Here is a 17,577-nt window from a genome sequence, read left to right on the forward strand (position 1 = left end):
ACGACGGACTAGTCGGTTTTGGGTTTATTGAGTAGGTAAACCGAAAATACGACCAAAGTCATTCCCATGGCATGCCAAACAGTAAATGCTTCCCCTAATACGAGTACTGCAGATATCGCAGTGATCGCAGGGCCAATATTACTGGTTAGGCTCAATTGAGTCGGTGTTAAGCGCGCCATCGCGGCCGCAATCAAATAGGAAGGAACAACCGTACAAAAAATACCTAATGTAACGCCGATGGTAATTAGCTCTGAGCTCCAACTGTAGATTTCTGCCTGACTTAATAGCAGGTGAATGACGATTGCGACTCCGGCACTGCCCATGCCAATGCTCGTGAACAGAGAGCTACCCATTCTTGAGATGAGCGGCTTACTCCACACAAGATAAAAAGCGAATACTAAGGCCGACATGATGGCGAGACCGCTGCCGAATAAAACAGAGCTGCCAAGGGTGTTAAAGTCATGGACAAAGATCAAAGAGATACCAATATAGCCAAGCAATGTGGTCACAATGACCCGACGGCTTGGGACCTGCCGATACAGAGCCCAACTAATGAGCACGACAAAAGTGGGGAACAAGAAAATCAGTAGTCGCTCTAATTGAGCAGAGATGAACTCCAATGAGGCGATATCCAGATAGCTGGCGATGTAGTAGCCCATGATACCGATAGCCACGGCTTTAAGACCATGTTGCTTGGCCTTGGTACGATTGTCTGGTGTACGACACAAATACACCAACATGGCCAGATAAAGCGGCAGAGAGCTGAATGCACGCAGTGCCATGATAGAAGTTGCGTCACCACCGTATTGGTAGGCGATCTTGATCAGTACAGGTTTGATGGAGAAGAGCAGACAACCCGCTAGAGCCAGCAACAGGCCAACTTGAGTGGCGCGAAAAGCAGGAGGTCGAATTGTCTGGGTGTTTTCGGTCATTAATCTCGTATCCTTTATTGAGAGTTGGGCTACGAGAAGAATTAGGCTGGCTACGTGTTCTCGTAGCCAGGCACAGGTTTACCTACCGGCTACAGGCAATGAGAAGGAGCCAAAGGTAAATAAACGAAATTTGCATCAGAGATATTCCTTAGTGATGAAAAACCAGATTAACCAGCATAGTTAGGAAAGGCAATCAGTTTTATCGCTCAAGATTGGCTTCAATCTGCCTCAATGCTTTTTGATACATTAGCCATGCACAGATACCAGCTAATAGGTTACCAACCATAGAGCCCCAAAATAGCCCCTCTATTCCGCCAAGATGTGCACCTAGCCAAAGGCAAGGCAAAAAGAACGCAAATAAACGCAACGCTGAAATGGTTAAGGCTGTGTAGGATTTACCTAATGCATTGGCAATGGATACCATTAGCATGCAGATGCCTAGTGGTCCGAGGCTGACAGGGACAATCAATAAATGCCAGATTAAAATCTCAGTGACTTGAGATTCGCTGGTCATCAATGAAGCTAGCCAATCTGCGGACAGCCATGTAAAGGCGGCAATCAGTAGTTGAAATCCAATCACAAACTGGCTGGCAATGACCACCAGTCGACGTATATCAGTGATATTCTTTGCCCCTAATAATCGACCAACCATTGGTGGCATAGACATCGTAAGAGCAAGCACAGAGACGATAGCAAAAAACTCGAATCTTGATCCCAATGCCCAAGCGGCGACTGCAGCAGTACCAAATCCTGCAAGTAACTTGGTTGCTAACATCGAAGACAAAGGTGGTAGCAACTGGCTGATCATCGCTGGTCCCATGATATTACCAATCGACTTAACACTTTGAGTGATGTTGAGGTCATGCCAGTCAAAGCTCATCCAATGTTTGCGTGTGACTTTAGGCGCAACGATTAGGATACCGATACCAAAGGCGATAATGGTTGCGATGGCAGCGCCGTTTAGCCCGAGATCGAGAGTAAAAATGAAAATTGGATCTAGGAGCAGGTTAAGTACACTGGTGACCATCATCATTGTGCCTGGCAGCATAGTATTACCATTGGCTCGGCAAACACTGTACAAGAAGTAGAGTAGAGCTCCTGTCCAAGCACTGACCAGCCAGTAAATCCAGTAGCTGTCAATTACAGGAAAGAGAGTTTCGGGTGCACTGAGTAACTGCAGGATCGGGACTCGAATGAGGTAAATAAACACAGAGATAACCGCAACACCAATTGTCCCTATGGCAATCACTAACCCGCCAAGCTGGTGGGCAAAGCGTGTGTTGTTAGCCCCAATAGCCTTGGCGATTACGGCGGTTGTTGCGATACCTAATCCGACTTGAATGCCGATGATGATCATCTGAATAGGCAAGGTAAAACCTTGTGCTGCAAGCGGCAGTACGCCAAGCTGGCCTATGAAAGCACTGTCGACCAACTGAAAGCTCATCAAAGACAGGACACCAAATAGCATTGGCCATGTCATTTTGAACAGCTGTTGACCCAGTGATGGGGAGTTTTCAATGTTTGTAGCAGTCATATCATTCAATCATTCTGTAAAAGAAAAACCGAGGCAGTGCCCCGGTCTCAACTTATTCTTCCTTGAACTCTTCAGCATAACCTTTGGGTGGCGGTGTCCAGCCTCGCTCACCACCCTCATGTTTGTCTGAGCGATCGGTATTCATCGCCAGTTTTATTTGCTCTTCGAGGTGCATAAAGAGTTTTCGGTAGTTGTTATCAAATCGTTCGCCTTCAGAGTCATCTTCCCAAGCCTGATAAAGCATGTCGGATTTCTTGTCCTCAATTCGACGATACGCAGTTCGTTGTTGCTCTACATGAAATGGGTGGTATCCAAGAGATTTCAAGGCCTGTGCCCCAAGTTCAAGCGCAGAATGGTAAGTTTCTGACTCGATAATGTCAGCGCCTGCCTGACGTAGTAGATAGCCATGACCACGGTCGAAGGCACGGACCAACACTTTGACCTTTGGATACGTGTGTTTGACGTATTTGGTCAGCTCGACGCTGGTTTCAGGGTTATCAATGGCTATCACCAGCATAGAGGCTTCTTCAATGCCTGCCGTGTGAAGTAGGTCAGGCCGAGTCGCATCACCAAAGTAAGCTTTGGTGTCGATACGTCGCACGACATCAACCTGAGCAGCCTGATGATCAAGCACAACGGTTTTGACCCCGTTAGCCACCAATAGGCGGTTGACTATCTGTCCAAAGCGGCCGATACCTGCAATGATGACAGTGCCTTTTTCTTCGATTTGATCGGCCTCACGGTCATTCGACTCAAGTTCAAATCTTGGCAAGATGACTTTATCAAATAGGATAAACAAGCCCGGAGTCAGGAACATCGACAGGGCAACCACCAGTGACAGAGTTTGAGCTATATCTTGTGGAATGACATGATTCTGCACCGTAAAACTGAGCAAGACGAAACCGAATTCGCCCGCTTGGGCTAAGCTGAGTGTAAACAGCCACTTATTGCTGTTTTTAATACGGAATATCAGCGCTAACACGTAAAGAATGCTCGCTTTGAGCAACATTACGCCCAGTGTTAATCCGATGATAAGTGCAAAGTCGTCGAACAGGATACCAAAATTGATGCCAGCCCCAACGGTGATGAAGAACAGGCCAAGCAATAAGCCCTTAAACGGATCGATGTTGGACTCAAGCTCGTGGCGAAATTCACTGTTTGCCAGAACAACGCCTGCAAGGAAAGTCCCGAGTGCAGGAGACAAACCAACCAAGCTCATCAGTGCCGCGATACCGACGACTAACATTAACGCCGTAGCAGTGAAAATTTCACGAAGCCCTGAACTGGCTACGAAACGAAACAGTGGACGACTTAAATAATGTCCTCCAACGACTAGGCCAATAACAGAGCCGATAATCACCAAGGCATACGCCCAACCTGGTAGACCTGCGACTAAACTGAGCTCATCATGGTGATCGGCTGCACTGCTGACTGCCGCCTGAGCCTGTTCCACCAACTCGGGGAGTGCCAATAGTGGAATAAACGCCAGCATAGGAATGACGGCGATGTCTTGGAACAGCAATACCGAGAAGGCATTTTGTCCCCCCTCTGTTTTGTTTAGTCCCTTTTCATTAAAGGTCTGTAATACAATCGCTGTTGAAGAAAGTGCGAAGATCAAACCAATAGCGAGGGCAATGGTCCATGGTTGGTCAAACAGTAAAGCGACCCCCATGATGACCGCTGTTGTCCCACCGACTTGTAATCCTCCTAAGCCAAGCAAGCGATTTCTCATTGACCAGAGCATCTTTGGCTCTAACTCAAGGCCGACCAAAAACAGCATCATGACAACACCAAATTCAGCAAAATGCTGAATGGTCGTTGTTTCTTCTCCAACTAGGCCAATGATTGGCCCAATGACGACGCCTGCAATTAAATAACCGAGAACCGAGCCGAGTCCAAGTCGCTTTGCAATGGGAACAGCGATGACAGCGGCAACAAGATAGATAAATGCCTGTAGGAAATAACCGGTCATTGTAAACCTCCTACAATGATTTCATCCAAACAGTGGCAGAGCTTTTCAACTTTTGAAGCTTTGTCGTAATCGACTCTATCTTCAACCAATGCCGATAACAGTGCTTGCCAAGCCTCAACATGTGTTTTGATACGACCATCTTCTTTCGCGGTACGAGCACCAAACAGAGCAAACGGAGCAAGGTATTCCATACCTGTCAGCGTCGCCATTTGTTCAAGAGGTTGGAGTAATTCACGTATGGTGAAGTGGTTGTATCCTTCTGTTTGGTACGCTTCTTCTTGACCACCCGCAGTGAGAGCACAAAGAAACTTTTTACCGTGTAATGCAGTGCCATCGTGGCCATACGCAAAGCCATACTCCAATACCAAGTCTTGCCACTCTTTTAAAATTGAAGGTGTTGAATACCAGTAAAGTGGGAACTGAAATACGATTACATCGTGGTCGAGTAAGCGTTGCTGCTCTCGATCAATGTTGATGTTGTAGGTCGGGTATTCGTAATACAGATCAACCGCAGTGACACCTTCGACCGCCTGACAGGCTTTAAACAGTGGTTGGTTAACTTCGGAGCGTCGCTGAGAGGGGTGGGCATAGAGCACTAAAACTTTATTCTTTGACATTATCCAGTTCGCAGATCTTAGGTTTAGAACTTTATTGTTGCACACGGATCAACTTTTAACCATTGGTTACTTTTTGGTAAGTCATGAAATAGTTTCAGTTTTTTGTTGATAAAAAGTTGAGAACAAGTCCAATAGGTCGCTGAGATGATTTACAGTCAATGAGGCGTGTTGAGTAAATGTACTTGGTTTACCATGAGTCACGAGACAAGACGGCATACACGCGTTGCTTGCTGCCTGTAGGTCATAGACATAGTCACCTACGTAGAGAATTTGTTGCGGACCCAATTGCCATTCTTTTGCGAGTGCAAGAAGCGCATCTGGTGCTGGTTTAGGCGGGAAATGTTCACGACTGATTACACGCGAAATATTGAGTTGGTTATGCTCGATTTTTCGTTGTGAGGCTTGTTGGCAGTTGCGAGTAATAATAGCGGTGTGAAGGTTATGATGTGTGATGAAGTCAAGCAAGTCGTGACAGCCGGGCATCGGAGAGGAGTGATCGGCATCATCCAATTCATGTTGCAGTACCAACTGTTTTGCCCGAATAGCTGATTGAGAGCAATCCAATTCGTCAATGAAGGTGAGCAAGTCGACTTCTTTTGGACAGCCGACTTGTGTTCTTAACCAATGAAAGTCCAAGTTTGAGGTGACTAAGGTGTTATCTAAATCAAAGACAATGGCTTTGATTTTGCTGATCTCCAGAGTCACTACATTCATGGCATTTTCCTTTAGTTAGTTTTAGGCAAATTCCTGCTCTAAATAAGCAACAATATCAGAGGATTCATACATCCACTCGACCTTGCCTTCTTTCTCGATTCTTAGGCATGGCACTTTGATTTTGCCACCGCCAGCTTCGAGTTCAGAACGGTGTGCCTGATTTGTTTTGGCATCGCGCAGCTCAATATTGACTGATTGGCGCTTCATAGCACGACGAACTTTTACGCAAAATGGGCAAGCTTCGAACTGGTACAGAGCCATAGACTGGGCTTTGTCATTGACGGCTTGCTGACTCTCTGCCGAGCGTTTTACGCCTTTTGGTGAAAAGACAAAGTTAAGCAATAGAATTACGCGGCCTAAAAACCAACGGATAAACTTCATAACATTCCTTTACAATACAACAAATAGGGTGACTTTAGCGTGGGTTGTCTCACCCACTTTTTATATCGTGACTAACTAGTGTTTGCATTGTAACCAAGTTGTTCGTCAATTAGTACTTATCTTATGCTGCTTCGTAACTGTGATACCTAATCGTTTTGCTAACCGTGTCAGATTCGCTCGGTCAGTTTTAAGCTGTCTTGCTGCCTTTGCCCAGTTAAAGTCGGCATCGGTCAAGGCGAGTGTGATGATGTGTCGCTGGTACTCTTCCGTTGACTCACGAAGTCCTTTTGTCCAATCGATGGATTCCGTATGTTTAGTTGCAACGACGCTGCTTGGCGACTCTTCAACAGGCAGAGAATGGAGCTCACCGATGTCATCAATGGAGACTGTGATCAGTTTGCCATTGTTGCCTCTTGCTCTTGCTTTCAGCGCCGCTCGGTTAATCACATGTTCTAACTCACGAACATTGCCCGGCCAGTTATAACGCGATAAGAGGAGTTGAGCCTCTTTGCCCAGCTTGATTTGGACGATACCAAGCTTACGTCGCGCTTGTTCGAGGAAGTAACCCGCGAGAAGAACAATATCACCTTCGCGTTGACGAAGTGGTGGGACGCTGATCGGATATACGCTAAGGCGATGATAAAGATCTGAGCGAAAACGACCTTCGCTGACTTCTTCTTTCAAATCACGATTGGTCGCGGCCAAAACGCGAACATCAATTGTCTCCACTTTATCTTGACCAACGGGTTGAATCTCGTTGTTTTGCAATGCACGAAGAATTTTACTTTGTGCTGTCAGAGGCAGTTCACCAATTTCATCAAGAAATAGGGTGCCGCCGTCTGCTAATGCAAATTTACCGAGCCGTGACTTATCAGCTCCCGTAAACGCCCCTTTAACGTGACCAAATAGTTCACTTTCTACCAAGTTTTCAGGAATGGCTGCGCAGTTGACATATACAAGAGGCTGCTTACGGCGATTGGATAGGTGATGAAGGCTTCGAGCGACAAGCTCTTTACCTACACCAGTTTCGCCATTGATCAGAATATTGAAGTTGGATGGCGCCACGACATCGATATCGGATTTCAGCGTCGTCATTTTTTCGCTGGCACCGATGATCTCGCCCCCTTCACGCTCCCATGCATCCTCATTGAGCTCTTCGAAACGTTGTTGAGTCTGCTTGGCTTGTTGCTCCAACTGGCTAACGGTCATCGCAACTTTGAGTGTTGATGCCACAATCGCTGATAGAGCGTCTAAACTGCGAGTAGGGATTTGGTCAAAGACATTAGGTGTTAGGCTGTCCAGAGTCAGAATTCCAAGCAGCTTGTCAGCATAGAGCAGGGGAAGGCCCATACAAGCATGCATTGGCAAATCACCATCGTAATCAAGCAGTAAGTTATCGAACGGATCGGGCAGTTCGCAGTCTGCGTCGAAACGCACAGCGGCTTTTGAGGCACAGATTGCGTCAAAGCGAGGATGTTCATCGACCTTAAAGCGACGACCCAGCGTATCACGCGTTAAGCCCTGAATCGCTAAGGGGACTAAGGTATCTCCTTGCAAAGAAAGCAGCGCCACACTGTCACATTGAATGGCTTTGCGAATAGCATCAAGTAGCTTGTTGAAACGATCGTGCTCATTGTGGCCTGTTGCTAGGCCGATGGTCATATCGATTAAAGTCGAAACAGAGATATCTTGCATGGTGCGTTAGGGCTCCAAATGATAGTAGGTTACTCCTCACAGAACGATGTGAGCTAAAAGTAACCAGTGCTAACGTGTGATTATTATATTTTAGAGTCATTTCGACATATTTCAACTGGGTCATTATGACTTTTTGATAGTGAATAATGCTCTATAATCCAAGTAATTAGGAGATGTTTAAACTTGGCATCAATCGTGCTCTTAGAAGGGAAAAAGATAATACCCATATGAGGAGAAAATAAAGATGCTCAACAACCAACATATCGAAGTCGTAAAAAGTACTATTCCTTTGCTCGAAAGTGCCGGCCCGGCTTTAACACAGCATTTTTATCAACGAATGTTTTCGCACAACCCAGAGCTTAAAGATATCTTCAATATGACGCACCAGAAAACGGGCCGTCAAAGTGTTGCTCTATTTGAAGCGGTAGCGGCTTACGCCAAGAATATTGAAAACCTTGAAGCACTGACATCAGCGGTTGAGCGTATTGCTCATAAACACACCAGCTTTAACATTCAAGCTGAACACTACCAGATTGTTGGTCATCACCTAATTGAAACGTTACGTGAATTGGCGTCAGAGGCATTTACCAAAGAAGTGGAAGAGGCATGGACAGCGGCATATCTGTTCTTGGCAAAAGTGTTTATTGATCGTGAAGGCGAGCTGTATCTTCAGCGTAAGCAAGCCATTGGTGGCTGGGAAAACGCACGTCAGTTTGTGGTTAAACAGAAGCAACCTGAATCAGAATACGTCACCAGTTTCGTTCTTGAGCCACAGGATGGTGGTGAGGTGCTGGACTACAACCCAGGCCAGTACGTTGGTGTTGAAGTTAAGCCGTCTGCAGGCGAGCACAATGAAATTCGTCAGTACTCTCTGTCTCAGAAACCTAATGGCAAAAACTACCGAATTTCTGTTAAACGTGAAGTTGGGGAACACAATGGGTTGGTATCTAATTTCATGCATGACGAAGTAAATGAAGGCGATACAGTTCATTTATATGCACCGGCAGGTGATTTCTACTATCAAGAAAAAGACGCGCCAGTGGTTCTGATTTCTGCCGGCGTTGGCGCGACGCCAATCCAGTCGATGCTGCAAACATTGGCTGCGGCTGATAAAAAAGACGTCTCGTACCTTTACGCTTGTAATAGCGCTGATCAACATACCTTCAAGAGTGAAACAGAACAGCTGATTTCACAGCGCGGTTGGCAGCAGTTTACATGGTACTTAAACGATCAGGCTCATTTCGAAGGACAGATGAACCTGTCTTTAGTGGAACGCGAGTTACCGTTAAGCAGTGCTGACTTTTATCTTTGTGGGCCGGTCGCGTTTATGGAAGCGGTGGTTAAGCAGTTAGAAGGATTGGGTGTGACAAGAGATCGAATTCACTACGAAGTGTTTGGACCTCATACCTATCTTTAAGATTGATAAAGGGCTTCCCATTGGGAAGCCCTTTTTAATCAACCGAAGGTGCGTTTGAACCAACTCCAAATAGGGTTGCTTCGTTGCGTTACTGGGGAATTGTCGCTTCCCAAGTAGTAGCTCGCGAGATACTGTGTCCGGATGGCATTTACATCTAGACCAGAAAGGTCGTTTCGTAGATTAGCGGTTGTTTCAGCGTGGTCATTAGCCAGGCTGAAATCCATTTTCAGATAACCCTGAATATAGAGCCAGACATGTGTTACCAGAGTTAGCATTTGATAATCTTGATACTCGAATCGCTTGGCATTTTGCTCACCAAGGTTATCGTGTAATGCTTTCCACATGGCTTGAACCGCTTCTCGGTTGGTTTCAACACGAGACAGGCACTCAATATGCGCTTTCGTCATGATGCCGAGTAAATGGGATTCATCGGTGCTATTGGGTTTATTCTGTTTTACTTTGTCAAATAAGGCTGATTGTTGCTGCAAAAACTGCTGCCACAGTTTGGGATGCTCCTTTACGACGTCCAGCGACTCTGCGCTAATAGCTATGAATGCCTGTTCCAGATCAGTCATTAGATTGTAGAGTCTCGATCTGAACTTCAAATGAGCCTTTGTCACAGTCAATGAACAAGCTGCTGCCAGTAATCATGATGGACAGATCCATTCCGCGTTCAACTACTTCGGACAAAGCATCAATACCTTCTGCACTGAGTCGGTAAATATTAGCGTCATATTGGTGAGATTTGTTTTTGGTTTGCGCCCACCAGACGTCAGATTTGCTGGTAAAGGTGAAGATGTCGACTCTCTTTGCTAAGCGAGTGGCTTTCTTAATGCGATCAAGGGAAGGTTCACCAATTTCAATCCAGTGTAGGATCGTATCATCAAGTGCTTTGATCCAGAGGTCCGGTTCTTCAATCGAAGATAGGCCTTTAGTGAATGTAAGTTCCGGTTGATATTGAATACAGTAAGCCAGAATACGCGCCATCATCCGCGGAATGGTTTCTGATGGGTGCTGCGCGATAGTCAGTTGCGGAGAATCGTAGACGTCACGGTTTGTGTCCGAGAGCGAAATTCGAAACTTATAGATAGTGGGTTTGAGTGCCATAGTCGTTTACTACACATAAAAAAATAGCCAGCTTGAAGCTGGCTATTGTAAAACTTTATCTAGCTAGTTGAAAATTAAACTAGTTTGATGTTTTCAGCTTGTGGGCCTTTTTGACCTTGAGATACAGTGAACTCAACTTTTTGACCTTCAACTAGAGTACGGAAACCGTCGCCAGTGATTGCAGAGAAGTGAGCGAAAACGTCAGGGCCGTTTTCTTGTTGGATGAAACCGAAACCTTTAGTTTCGTTGAACCATTTAACTGTACCAGTAACAGTGTTAGACATAATGTATATCCTTGATAAATCTTGTAAAAGCCATGACGGCAACGATAGCGTGGAAAAGGAGATTGCTATTGCGCACGACGTTACGGAAGAAATACAAGAAATCCAACGAAACGGCGGAATAAAAACAAGAACCGTTTTCTAGCTGCCGTCTAGTCTAAAGCTAAGTGGCACTAAGTCAATAAAATTCATATGATACTTTTTCGTTACCATGCTCTTTTCATTCGAAATTTGCGCTAGGTAGAGTTTCGGAAATATTACTGATTGGGCTATAGATAGTGTAACATTCGTTTGTATGGTGATTTATTCTGTCAAATATGGGTTTGATGAGTGATTTATCACCAAGTACTAGTCGTTTGTAAAATCAAAGCAGGACAAAATTATGGGCAAGAGTGCCAGAAAAAAACTTAAGGACGCCGCTTCCCTTCAAGCTAATTTGGAAGTTGGAAGAGGTGAAATACAAGACAATGCGTTAAAAGCCATCGTTACCAGCCAACTGTTTAAAACGCGGGTAGAGAAGTCGAAAAAGGGTAAAGGGAGCTTTTCTCGTAAGCTAAAACATAAGGGCAAAGAGCCCTATTCAAAAGCCGCTTAAACAGCAACTTTCGAATAGGGCTCTTTTCTTTTATCTGTTGAGTGCGACTATCGCTCGATTCGCGGTGAGTAAATGGAATAAGCCGTAACCTGACCAGCAACAATCGCTGAGAACATAAACAGTGCTGAGAGACCAATACTTGGAATGGGCAAGATAGACTGTTCAAATACAGATTGCCCAGCACTGACCAAAACTCGGCTACCTGGTACCAAGATGATGATGCCCTGGACGATGTAGATAGATCCAGTGAGATCCATCTTCTTCGCCACCCAAGTGCCGTAGAGCGTGATCAATACGGTAGTAATCCAAGTACCTACAACCCAACCACTTTCGAAACCTAGGTAAAACGGTCCCCACATGCCAAGTACCGCAACTGGCAAACCGAGCAAAATATCTTTAGGTCTAGCATTGAATATCACACCAAGAGATACGGATATTAGAAACAGCCCTGATATGTGGAGCCAAGTGGGTATCTGATTGACGTAAGAAGTGATATCCGGCTGCCCCCAGATTGCTTCTCCGATGTTCAAACCCATCATAATTCCTACAAACAGCTTAATCAGGGTGAGAAAGCTTTGACCCAGTAGGCTGGTCCCTGAAACCAAATCGTTAAACGCCAGACATTCGAGCGAGTTAGCTATCGATAAACCGGGAACAAATAAGACGATAGCGGCGATACACAGCGCCCAGACAGGGAGATCGGCGCTGGTACTTGCGAAAAAGGCAACCAGAATGCCGGTGACCAGTGCAGCGACAAACTCTACGGCGATGGAGCGCCTCGCTTTACAGATTTGCTGAGCGCCCCATGCGAGAAAACCAAGAAAGATCGAAATATAGACAGCCTCTAGCGTACTACCAACCAGCATAAGGTACGCGGGTGGAATGCCCATATTCGCAAGTGCCGTGACCCATTTAGGGTAGCCTACAGGCTCTGGAACGGGCTCCTTACTGGGTTGGTTAATTCGAATAATGGTGTTCGCCAGTAAGCTGAGGTTAATCGAAGCGGGCTGATGGCGCTTCATAACCACGGCATTGTTGTCGTCAGGAAACTGATAGTTAACGGTTGTTGGAGTCGCTTGAATCATGACATCGACGCCATGTTTTCGAGCATAAAATTGAGTGTATTTTTCTAATTTGTAGGGCGCGCAGCCACTACGATGCAAGGTGTCACCGATCTCAACGATCTTTTTGATTCTGTACTCTGAAGGCATGGTATGTAGTACGAAATATCGAATGCGCGCAAAGGTAACAAAGCCATATGTTCTATTCGAGCGCAAATCTACTGAACAGTGGCTAGAGTCACACTCTTTTTGATATTCCCAATGATAGGGATGCTGAAAAGTGAAAACTTAGATTGTAACAACGTATTTGGGCTCGAAATGTCTGGTTTAAAATGCATCAGATCACAAAATTGCCAACGATTATAGATGTAAATGTTGTTACTTAAATGTAACTGTATATTTCGATTTTGGCGGGTTTATTGGGTTTTGAGCTTGAGTTGTAAGGAACCTTACCTATTGTTTTGTTAACCATTATTTTACATATGTTGCAGGGGTATTTGACGGACAAAAAATGTACCAATTTAGGGGTTGAATTTCGGAGGGAAATGGCGAAAATATGTGCAAAATGAGTTTGCAAAAATGAAAGGAAGCTTTTTCCAAGTTTAAAAAGCGAGGCAATGATGAAACTATTTCTGATAATAATGGCGTCAATCTCAGCAGGTGTGCTATCCGCTGAACACCTTCATTCTTTCATGTTAGGTCTTTCGATTTCTGCATTGGCCGTTGGCAGCTGTTACTGGTTTGCATTCCGAACGACTCGTTTTCCTCAGCTAGCTTTGTTGCTTCTGATTTGTGGCATGCTATCTAAGCTGACTATCACCGTGATAGGAGTGAGTTGGAGTATGTCGGAAGAGCTGATTACTTCTCCATTAGTATTCGCACTGTCATACCTATTCTTCTCTTTAGTAGTGACTTACTTGTGGTTTAGCTACCGAGACAGCATTACGCCAAAACCGAAGAAGGTTCAGGAAGCTCAAGCATAGTAGCTCAGAGAATCGAGATTGATAAAGCCAGTGTTATGAACACTGGCTTTTTTGTACTAATCTACCCATATATGGAGTCGAACTCTCATTATTTAATAAAACTTTCCAATAAGCGTAACGATTGATTACAAAGCGAATAAATATCATTGTTGTTTGTTTATACTCGAACTAATCATAAAAACTCCGATTGTGACTAGAGTTGGTAACGTCCCATGAAAAAAACGTTTCTCCTAAAAGCAGCACTTTTCTCCTCTATCGCTGCGACATTCAATGCCATTGCGGCACCTACTATTATCCCTGAGCCTCCGACATTAGGGGCGAAAGGCTATGTTTTGATTGACTACAACACTGGGCAAGTGTTGGTAGAAAAGAATGCGAACACCAAGCTTAATCCGGCCAGTTTAACCAAACTGATGACGGCTTATGTGGCAGGACAGGAAGTTAAAGCGGGCAACATTACTTTGGATGATCAGGTTGTGATCAGCAAAAACGCTTGGGCAAAGAACTTCCCTGATTCGTCAAAGATGTTTATCGAAGTAGGCACTACGGTACCTCTGATGGATCTTTATCGTGGTCTTATCGTGCAATCAGGTAACGATGCGAGTGTCGCGATTGCAGAATACGTTGCTGGCAGCGAAGGGGCCTTTGTTAACTTAATGAACTCCTGGGCTGAAAAGCTTGGCCTAGAAAACACCGCCTATACCAATCCGCACGGTTTGGATAGCAATGGTCTTTATTCAACCCCTATGGATATTGCGAAACTGGGCCAAGCCATAATTCGTGATTTGCCTGATATCTATCCTCTCTATAGCGAGACGTCTTATACCTACAACGGCATTACTCAGTACAACAGAAATGGTTTGCTACGAGATCGCAGCATGAACGTTGATGGTATGAAGACAGGTTACACCAGCGGTGCAGGGTACAGCTTGACCACATCCGCAACCAGTGGGGACATGCGTTTGATCGCCGTGGTGATGGGCGCAAGCAGCACTAAGAGTCGAGAATCTGAAAGTAAGCAATTACTTAGCTATGGTTTCCGATTCTTCGAAACGGTGTCACCTACCAAAGCTGGCGACACTGTGACCGAAGCGAAAGTCTGGATGGGTGAGCAGGATCAGTTAAGTGTGGGTGTCAATGAAGATATCTATATGACACTGCCAAAAGGTAATGCGGCCAAACTGACGGCTGAAGTCGAATTTGACCACGAATTGGTGGCTCCTATCACTGAGGGGGAAAAAGTCGGCACCATCATATACAGCGTGGAAGGTGATGAAGTCGCGACGGCAGATCTAATCGCTCAGACTGATATCGATGAAGGCAGTCTTTTCAAACAGCTGATCGATTGGTTCAAACGTCTGATTTCTAGCTGGTTCTAACAGATAAGCGGATGCCTTGTGCATCCGCTTTTGTCTGTACTCTAAAGCATCAATTTAAGGACATTGTGTTTCCTAATAAGATGATGGTGAGCCACTGCGAGAATATGAAGCATCACCAGTGAAGCAAGCATCAGGCAAGATAAACGGTGAACTTGAAAGAAAAACGAACTTATTTCTACTTCTTGAATTAGATTGCTAATTTCCACCATCCAGAAAAAATGATACGAGTTTTCCAGCATCAAAAAACCAGAAATAAATACCCAAGACATCATGAAATACATCAGCGAATGAATGAGTTTAGCAATACTCTTTTGCCAATGAGCAATGTTGTCGTCAACCTCTAGGCTTGGCCTAAAATACTTCCACACCCAACGTGCCAAAAACACGGGAGCAGCAACTGTGGCAAGAGACATGTTTAATGTCGACAAGAAGTGAAACATAGGAGAATCCTGGGTTGTAAGGTGCATCCCATATCCTGCCATTGTTGTGTACACAATGATGACTGCCATAAACCAATGAAACGTTTTGGTGACTCTGTCATAACTTACTCCGCTCATGTTCATACCTTCCCTTTCATATTCACACTAGACAGAATCAAGCCAACATAATAAGTGCTTAATAAAAGTTATTAGATGATTCTGCTGTTATTTTATTTTGCTAATTAAGTGAGAATCTAGCGGAAGGAGAGTTATATTCATCATTTATCCCTGTTTTTGGAAAGGATATCCCGAATAAAAATAACGGTTGTAAGTGAGTTTATAAAACTATTGTTTGATTTATTAATAAGTATTTATTTGGAAGATATGAGCCGTCAAACTGTTACATATAGTAAATGGGTTTGTGCGTCATCATTGCACCGCATTAGAGACTGCCGTTAGCGAGCAAACCAAACTCTTAACTAACGTTAACTCATTGCTGACATCTCTGTGAATGAAAAGGAGCAGAATCCATCGCACTAAGCGATACAAGGATTCACCCATGGAATTTACTGAGAAGGATAGAGAGGCGTTATACAATACGTGGATGTCTCAAAAGTCTAAAATGCGTCTCACGCAAATGGAGTTTGCGAAAAAGTTAGGGATCAGTCAGTTAAGCTTTTCGCAACTCTTACGCGGAGAAGAGCCTTTGACGATGTCGTTCATTAGCCATTTTTGCCGATTACTTCATCTCGATGCGAAGCTGGTCTTTCCTTCACTTAAACAAGCTAATGATATGGGCCCTAAGGTGGTTTATCTTCAAAGCCGTATGAGTGTCGACGGGGAAATCCAGAACGCTTACATCGAAGGCAATCAAATCGTGGTCGAGTACGCTCACACTGTAAATCAAGCGTAATGTGAGTCTACGGTAGCGCCGCCTCTGTCTGGCATTAAATTTCAGTGGTACTCTAGGCATAGAGTTCATCCTGAATAGTAAAATCATGCTGGAAAAAGAAAATCTTATTAAGTTAGCACGCGTCCAGATGCCGTTTGGCAAATATGCTGGACGCGTTTTGATCGATCTCCCCGAAGAATACCTACTGTGGTTTGATAAGAAGGGCTTTCCTAATGGGGAGCTTGGCGACCTCCTCAAGCTATGCCTTGCGCTAAAAATCGAAGGATTAGATAGCGTCGTTAAGCCTTTAAAGCGAATGTAACCCTAGAACTTAAATAAAAGACTGACTATGAATTTTGATATCGAAGCATTGAGACACCACCAACTGGTCGAAGACGGCCAACTTGAAGGATGTTACATTCATCAGCCTGCCGAAGGCAGCCAGCAAAATGACAAGGCCGTTTTGGCAGAGCGCCAAGCGTTAGAAAAGATGGGCTACAAAGTAGTACAGGTGCAAGCCAAAGGTAAAACAACAACCTTTGCCGAGGCGATGCAAAAGTTTGCGAAGAAGAGTGGTCATCAGCCCAAGTAATCAGCGAATGTAACCTACCGCAGTACCCTTAATCTCTCCAAAGATAAATCCTGTTTCCATTCAAAAGAGTCAGACCGTTAGGCTGACTCTTTTTTGCCCCATTATTGGTTTCGCCAAAAAGGCTACGTTCGTGATTGGGTGACTTTTGACCAAATATAACTAATCTGACATCCAAAATTCATAAAGCGCAAAAAATGGGTGTTATTGTGCTGTTCTTGGCTCAAATGAATGAGCGGACTTTTGCCCTGTAAATCGCCTCAGAAGCGTTACAAACTTACAGGTCGCTATAGAAGCATAGTGATTTGTCTAAAGAGTCAAAAAACCTTGCTAGAAGTGTTTGATGAGAGCTAAAGGCTTGTTTAATTGGCTTTTTTCTCGGTAGTGGTATGAGTAAATTCCACTTTATTGACTGTTTATTCAATTTGGAATATTTGTTGAGTGGTTACTGTTTTTAGTCTGAATATAAACTACACTACACTGCTATTTTGATACCTTAATATTCTAATGATGAAAACAAAATTATCCCTAATCTTCTTACCTTTTAGCTTAGTCGGCTGTGTGAACATGCAAGAGCCTGACTCGGTTAATCAAGATAAGTATTTAGTGCTTGAGAGAGACCTAACAAGAATTAGGTCTCAAGAACTTATAGTTATTAAAGACTTACTTCCAACATCTTGGGTTGAGGGTGTCTCCGCCGGTGTATATGTTACAGAAGGGCAAAATTCTCAAGGTATTTTTTATCGAAGTGCAAATTCCTGCATCGGTATAGAAAATCAGAGAAAAATGATCGGATTTATGCATGGAAATGATTGCGGCATTTGGGTCCCCTACAATAAAAACGCAGTCATTAAATCCTACTACTATGATGACAGCCTCACATGGTGGATGGACACTTCTAATTTGAAATGGTACGCGGAATTTACATATGACCATTTCGAATCAACTTTGAAAAAACAGTAAGAAATAGAGGCAAAGGGGAGCAGTTTTCTCTCAAACTTGCACAAAG

The 17,577-nt window shown here is 44.4% G+C and carries 20 protein-coding genes; 8 read left to right on the forward strand and 12 right to left on the reverse strand.

What is annotated here, in order from left to right; translation table 11 throughout:
• Positions 1-8: 8 nt before the first annotated feature.
• The 7 genes from QMA41_RS11940 to norR form a co-directional block, all read right to left on the reverse strand.
• Entirely contained in the window at positions 9-932 is a 924-nt protein-coding gene (locus QMA41_RS11940; protein WP_281629762.1) for a DMT family transporter, read from the reverse strand.
• A gap of 199 nt (positions 933-1,131) precedes the next feature.
• Positions 1,132-2,466: an MATE family efflux transporter gene (locus tag QMA41_RS11945; RefSeq protein WP_281629763.1), complete on the reverse strand. Its 1,335-nt coding sequence runs from the start codon at positions 2,464-2,466 to the stop codon at positions 1,132-1,134.
• A 52-nt stretch (positions 2,467-2,518) separates the two neighbouring features.
• Positions 2,519-4,438, reverse strand: a complete 1,920-nt coding sequence (locus tag QMA41_RS11950; protein ID WP_281629764.1) for a monovalent cation:proton antiporter-2 (CPA2) family protein — start codon at positions 4,436-4,438, stop codon at positions 2,519-2,521.
• A complete protein-coding gene (locus tag QMA41_RS11955; protein WP_019275992.1) occupies positions 4,435-5,055 on the reverse strand; it encodes an NAD(P)H-dependent oxidoreductase in 621 nt (206 codons plus the stop codon). The genes QMA41_RS11950 and QMA41_RS11955 overlap by 4 nt, the downstream gene beginning before the upstream one ends.
• A gap of 81 nt (positions 5,056-5,136) precedes the next feature.
• Positions 5,137-5,769 (reverse strand): HAD family hydrolase, encoded by a 633-nt coding sequence (locus QMA41_RS11960; RefSeq protein ID WP_038158462.1) that lies wholly within the window; start codon positions 5,767-5,769, stop codon positions 5,137-5,139.
• Between the two features lie 21 nt (positions 5,770-5,790).
• Positions 5,791-6,150, reverse strand: coding sequence for a glutathione S-transferase N-terminal domain-containing protein (locus tag QMA41_RS11965; RefSeq protein ID WP_006960445.1), 360 nt, complete (start codon positions 6,148-6,150; stop codon positions 5,791-5,793).
• 105 nt (positions 6,151-6,255) lie between these two features.
• Positions 6,256-7,845 (reverse strand): nitric oxide reductase transcriptional regulator NorR, encoded by a 1,590-nt coding sequence (gene norR / locus QMA41_RS11970; RefSeq protein ID WP_006960446.1) that lies wholly within the window; start codon positions 7,843-7,845, stop codon positions 6,256-6,258.
• 244 nt (positions 7,846-8,089) lie between these two features.
• Here norR and hmpA point away from each other — a divergent pair, with 244 nt between their 5' ends.
• Complete coding sequence (gene hmpA / locus QMA41_RS11975) at positions 8,090-9,262, forward strand: NO-inducible flavohemoprotein (protein WP_281629765.1); 1,173 nt, start codon at positions 8,090-8,092, stop codon at positions 9,260-9,262.
• Between the two features lie 38 nt (positions 9,263-9,300).
• Here hmpA and QMA41_RS11980 read toward each other — a convergent pair whose 3' ends face one another.
• From QMA41_RS11980 to QMA41_RS11990, 3 genes are all read right to left on the reverse strand, one after another.
• Entirely contained in the window at positions 9,301-9,837 is a 537-nt protein-coding gene (locus QMA41_RS11980) for a hypothetical protein (RefSeq protein WP_281629766.1), read from the reverse strand.
• Positions 9,830-10,369, reverse strand: a complete 540-nt coding sequence (locus tag QMA41_RS11985) for a YaeQ family protein (protein WP_038158456.1) — start codon at positions 10,367-10,369, stop codon at positions 9,830-9,832. Before QMA41_RS11985 ends, QMA41_RS11980 begins: the two co-directional genes overlap by 8 nt.
• 74 nt (positions 10,370-10,443) lie before the next feature.
• Positions 10,444-10,653 carry a cold-shock protein gene (locus QMA41_RS11990; protein ID WP_006960450.1) on the reverse strand — a complete coding sequence of 70 codons (210 nt, stop codon included), beginning with the start codon at positions 10,651-10,653 and terminating at the stop codon, positions 10,444-10,446.
• Between the two features lie 379 nt (positions 10,654-11,032).
• On the opposite strand from QMA41_RS11990, the gene QMA41_RS11995 reads away from it, so the two are divergent.
• Entirely contained in the window at positions 11,033-11,245 is a 213-nt protein-coding gene (locus tag QMA41_RS11995) for a ribosome alternative rescue factor ArfA (RefSeq protein ID WP_021457194.1), read from the forward strand.
• A 47-nt stretch (positions 11,246-11,292) separates the two neighbouring features.
• On the opposite strand, the gene QMA41_RS12000 is transcribed toward QMA41_RS11995, so the two are convergent.
• Positions 11,293-12,456, reverse strand: a complete 1,164-nt coding sequence (locus QMA41_RS12000; RefSeq protein WP_021457195.1) for a threonine/serine exporter family protein — start codon at positions 12,454-12,456, stop codon at positions 11,293-11,295.
• Between the two features lie 470 nt (positions 12,457-12,926).
• Between QMA41_RS12000 and QMA41_RS12005 the strand changes: the two genes are divergently transcribed.
• Both QMA41_RS12005 and QMA41_RS12010 read left to right on the forward strand, forming a co-directional pair.
• Positions 12,927-13,289, forward strand: a complete 363-nt coding sequence (locus QMA41_RS12005) for a hypothetical protein (RefSeq protein WP_006960453.1) — start codon at positions 12,927-12,929, stop codon at positions 13,287-13,289.
• Positions 13,290-13,501: 212 nt separating this feature from the next.
• The gene (locus QMA41_RS12010) at positions 13,502-14,668 is read left to right on the forward strand and encodes a D-alanyl-D-alanine carboxypeptidase family protein (protein ID WP_281629767.1); all 1,167 of its coding nucleotides are present in this window, start codon (positions 13,502-13,504) and stop codon (positions 14,666-14,668) included.
• A 41-nt stretch (positions 14,669-14,709) separates the two neighbouring features.
• Here QMA41_RS12010 and QMA41_RS12015 read toward each other — a convergent pair whose 3' ends face one another.
• Complete coding sequence (locus QMA41_RS12015; protein ID WP_281629768.1) at positions 14,710-15,225, reverse strand: cytochrome b/b6 domain-containing protein; 516 nt, start codon at positions 15,223-15,225, stop codon at positions 14,710-14,712.
• 421 nt (positions 15,226-15,646) lie between these two features.
• Here QMA41_RS12015 and QMA41_RS12020 point away from each other — a divergent pair, with 421 nt between their 5' ends.
• The 4 genes from QMA41_RS12020 (at position 15,647) to QMA41_RS12035 (ending at position 17,531) form a co-directional block, all read left to right on the forward strand.
• The gene (locus QMA41_RS12020; protein ID WP_006960455.1) at positions 15,647-16,000 is read left to right on the forward strand and encodes a helix-turn-helix transcriptional regulator; all 354 of its coding nucleotides are present in this window, start codon (positions 15,647-15,649) and stop codon (positions 15,998-16,000) included.
• A gap of 85 nt (positions 16,001-16,085) precedes the next feature.
• A complete protein-coding gene (locus tag QMA41_RS12025; protein WP_006960456.1) occupies positions 16,086-16,301 on the forward strand; it encodes a DUF3820 family protein in 216 nt (71 codons plus the stop codon).
• Positions 16,302-16,328: 27 nt separating this feature from the next.
• Positions 16,329-16,571 (forward strand): hypothetical protein, encoded by a 243-nt coding sequence (locus tag QMA41_RS12030; protein ID WP_043010711.1) that lies wholly within the window; start codon positions 16,329-16,331, stop codon positions 16,569-16,571.
• Positions 16,572-17,135: 564 nt separating this feature from the next.
• Positions 17,136-17,531, forward strand: a complete 396-nt coding sequence (locus QMA41_RS12035; protein WP_281629769.1) for a hypothetical protein — start codon at positions 17,136-17,138, stop codon at positions 17,529-17,531.
• Positions 17,532-17,577 lie beyond the last annotated feature (46 nt).

It is taken from the genome of Vibrio sp. St2 (assembly GCF_947311885.1).
GTDB lineage: Bacteria > Pseudomonadota > Gammaproteobacteria > Enterobacterales > Vibrionaceae > Vibrio > Vibrio coralliilyticus.

Excerpts from the sequence above, each read along its gene's own strand:
- QMA41_RS11940 (WP_281629762.1), bottom strand. The coding sequence starts at position 932 with ATGACCGAAAACACCCAGACAATTCGACCTCCTGCTTTTCGCGCCACT.
- QMA41_RS11945 (WP_281629763.1), bottom strand. The coding sequence starts at position 2,466 with ATGACTGCTACAAACATTGAAAACTCCCCATCACTGGGTCAACAGCTG.
- QMA41_RS11950 (WP_281629764.1), bottom strand. The coding sequence starts at position 4,438 with ATGACCGGTTATTTCCTACAGGCATTTATCTATCTTGTTGCCGCTGTC.
- QMA41_RS11955 (WP_019275992.1), bottom strand. The coding sequence starts at position 5,055 with ATGTCAAAGAATAAAGTTTTAGTGCTCTATGCCCACCCCTCTCAGCGA.
- QMA41_RS11960 (WP_038158462.1), bottom strand. The coding sequence starts at position 5,769 with ATGAATGTAGTGACTCTGGAGATCAGCAAAATCAAAGCCATTGTCTTT.
- QMA41_RS11965 (WP_006960445.1), bottom strand. The coding sequence starts at position 6,150 with ATGAAGTTTATCCGTTGGTTTTTAGGCCGCGTAATTCTATTGCTTAAC.
- norR (WP_006960446.1), bottom strand. The coding sequence starts at position 7,845 with ATGCAAGATATCTCTGTTTCGACTTTAATCGATATGACCATCGGCCTA.
- hmpA (WP_281629765.1), top strand. The coding sequence starts at position 8,090 with ATGCTCAACAACCAACATATCGAAGTCGTAAAAAGTACTATTCCTTTG.
- QMA41_RS11980 (WP_281629766.1), bottom strand. The coding sequence starts at position 9,837 with ATGACTGATCTGGAACAGGCATTCATAGCTATTAGCGCAGAGTCGCTG.
- QMA41_RS11985 (WP_038158456.1), bottom strand. The coding sequence starts at position 10,369 with ATGGCACTCAAACCCACTATCTATAAGTTTCGAATTTCGCTCTCGGAC.
- QMA41_RS11990 (WP_006960450.1), bottom strand. The coding sequence starts at position 10,653 with ATGTCTAACACTGTTACTGGTACAGTTAAATGGTTCAACGAAACTAAA.
- QMA41_RS11995 (WP_021457194.1), top strand. The coding sequence starts at position 11,033 with ATGGGCAAGAGTGCCAGAAAAAAACTTAAGGACGCCGCTTCCCTTCAA.
- QMA41_RS12000 (WP_021457195.1), bottom strand. The coding sequence starts at position 12,456 with ATGCCTTCAGAGTACAGAATCAAAAAGATCGTTGAGATCGGTGACACC.
- QMA41_RS12005 (WP_006960453.1), top strand. The coding sequence starts at position 12,927 with ATGAAACTATTTCTGATAATAATGGCGTCAATCTCAGCAGGTGTGCTA.
- QMA41_RS12010 (WP_281629767.1), top strand. The coding sequence starts at position 13,502 with ATGAAAAAAACGTTTCTCCTAAAAGCAGCACTTTTCTCCTCTATCGCT.
- QMA41_RS12015 (WP_281629768.1), bottom strand. The coding sequence starts at position 15,225 with ATGAGCGGAGTAAGTTATGACAGAGTCACCAAAACGTTTCATTGGTTT.
- QMA41_RS12020 (WP_006960455.1), top strand. The coding sequence starts at position 15,647 with ATGGAATTTACTGAGAAGGATAGAGAGGCGTTATACAATACGTGGATG.
- QMA41_RS12025 (WP_006960456.1), top strand. The coding sequence starts at position 16,086 with ATGCTGGAAAAAGAAAATCTTATTAAGTTAGCACGCGTCCAGATGCCG.
- QMA41_RS12030 (WP_043010711.1), top strand. The coding sequence starts at position 16,329 with ATGAATTTTGATATCGAAGCATTGAGACACCACCAACTGGTCGAAGAC.
- QMA41_RS12035 (WP_281629769.1), top strand. The coding sequence starts at position 17,136 with ATGCAAGAGCCTGACTCGGTTAATCAAGATAAGTATTTAGTGCTTGAG.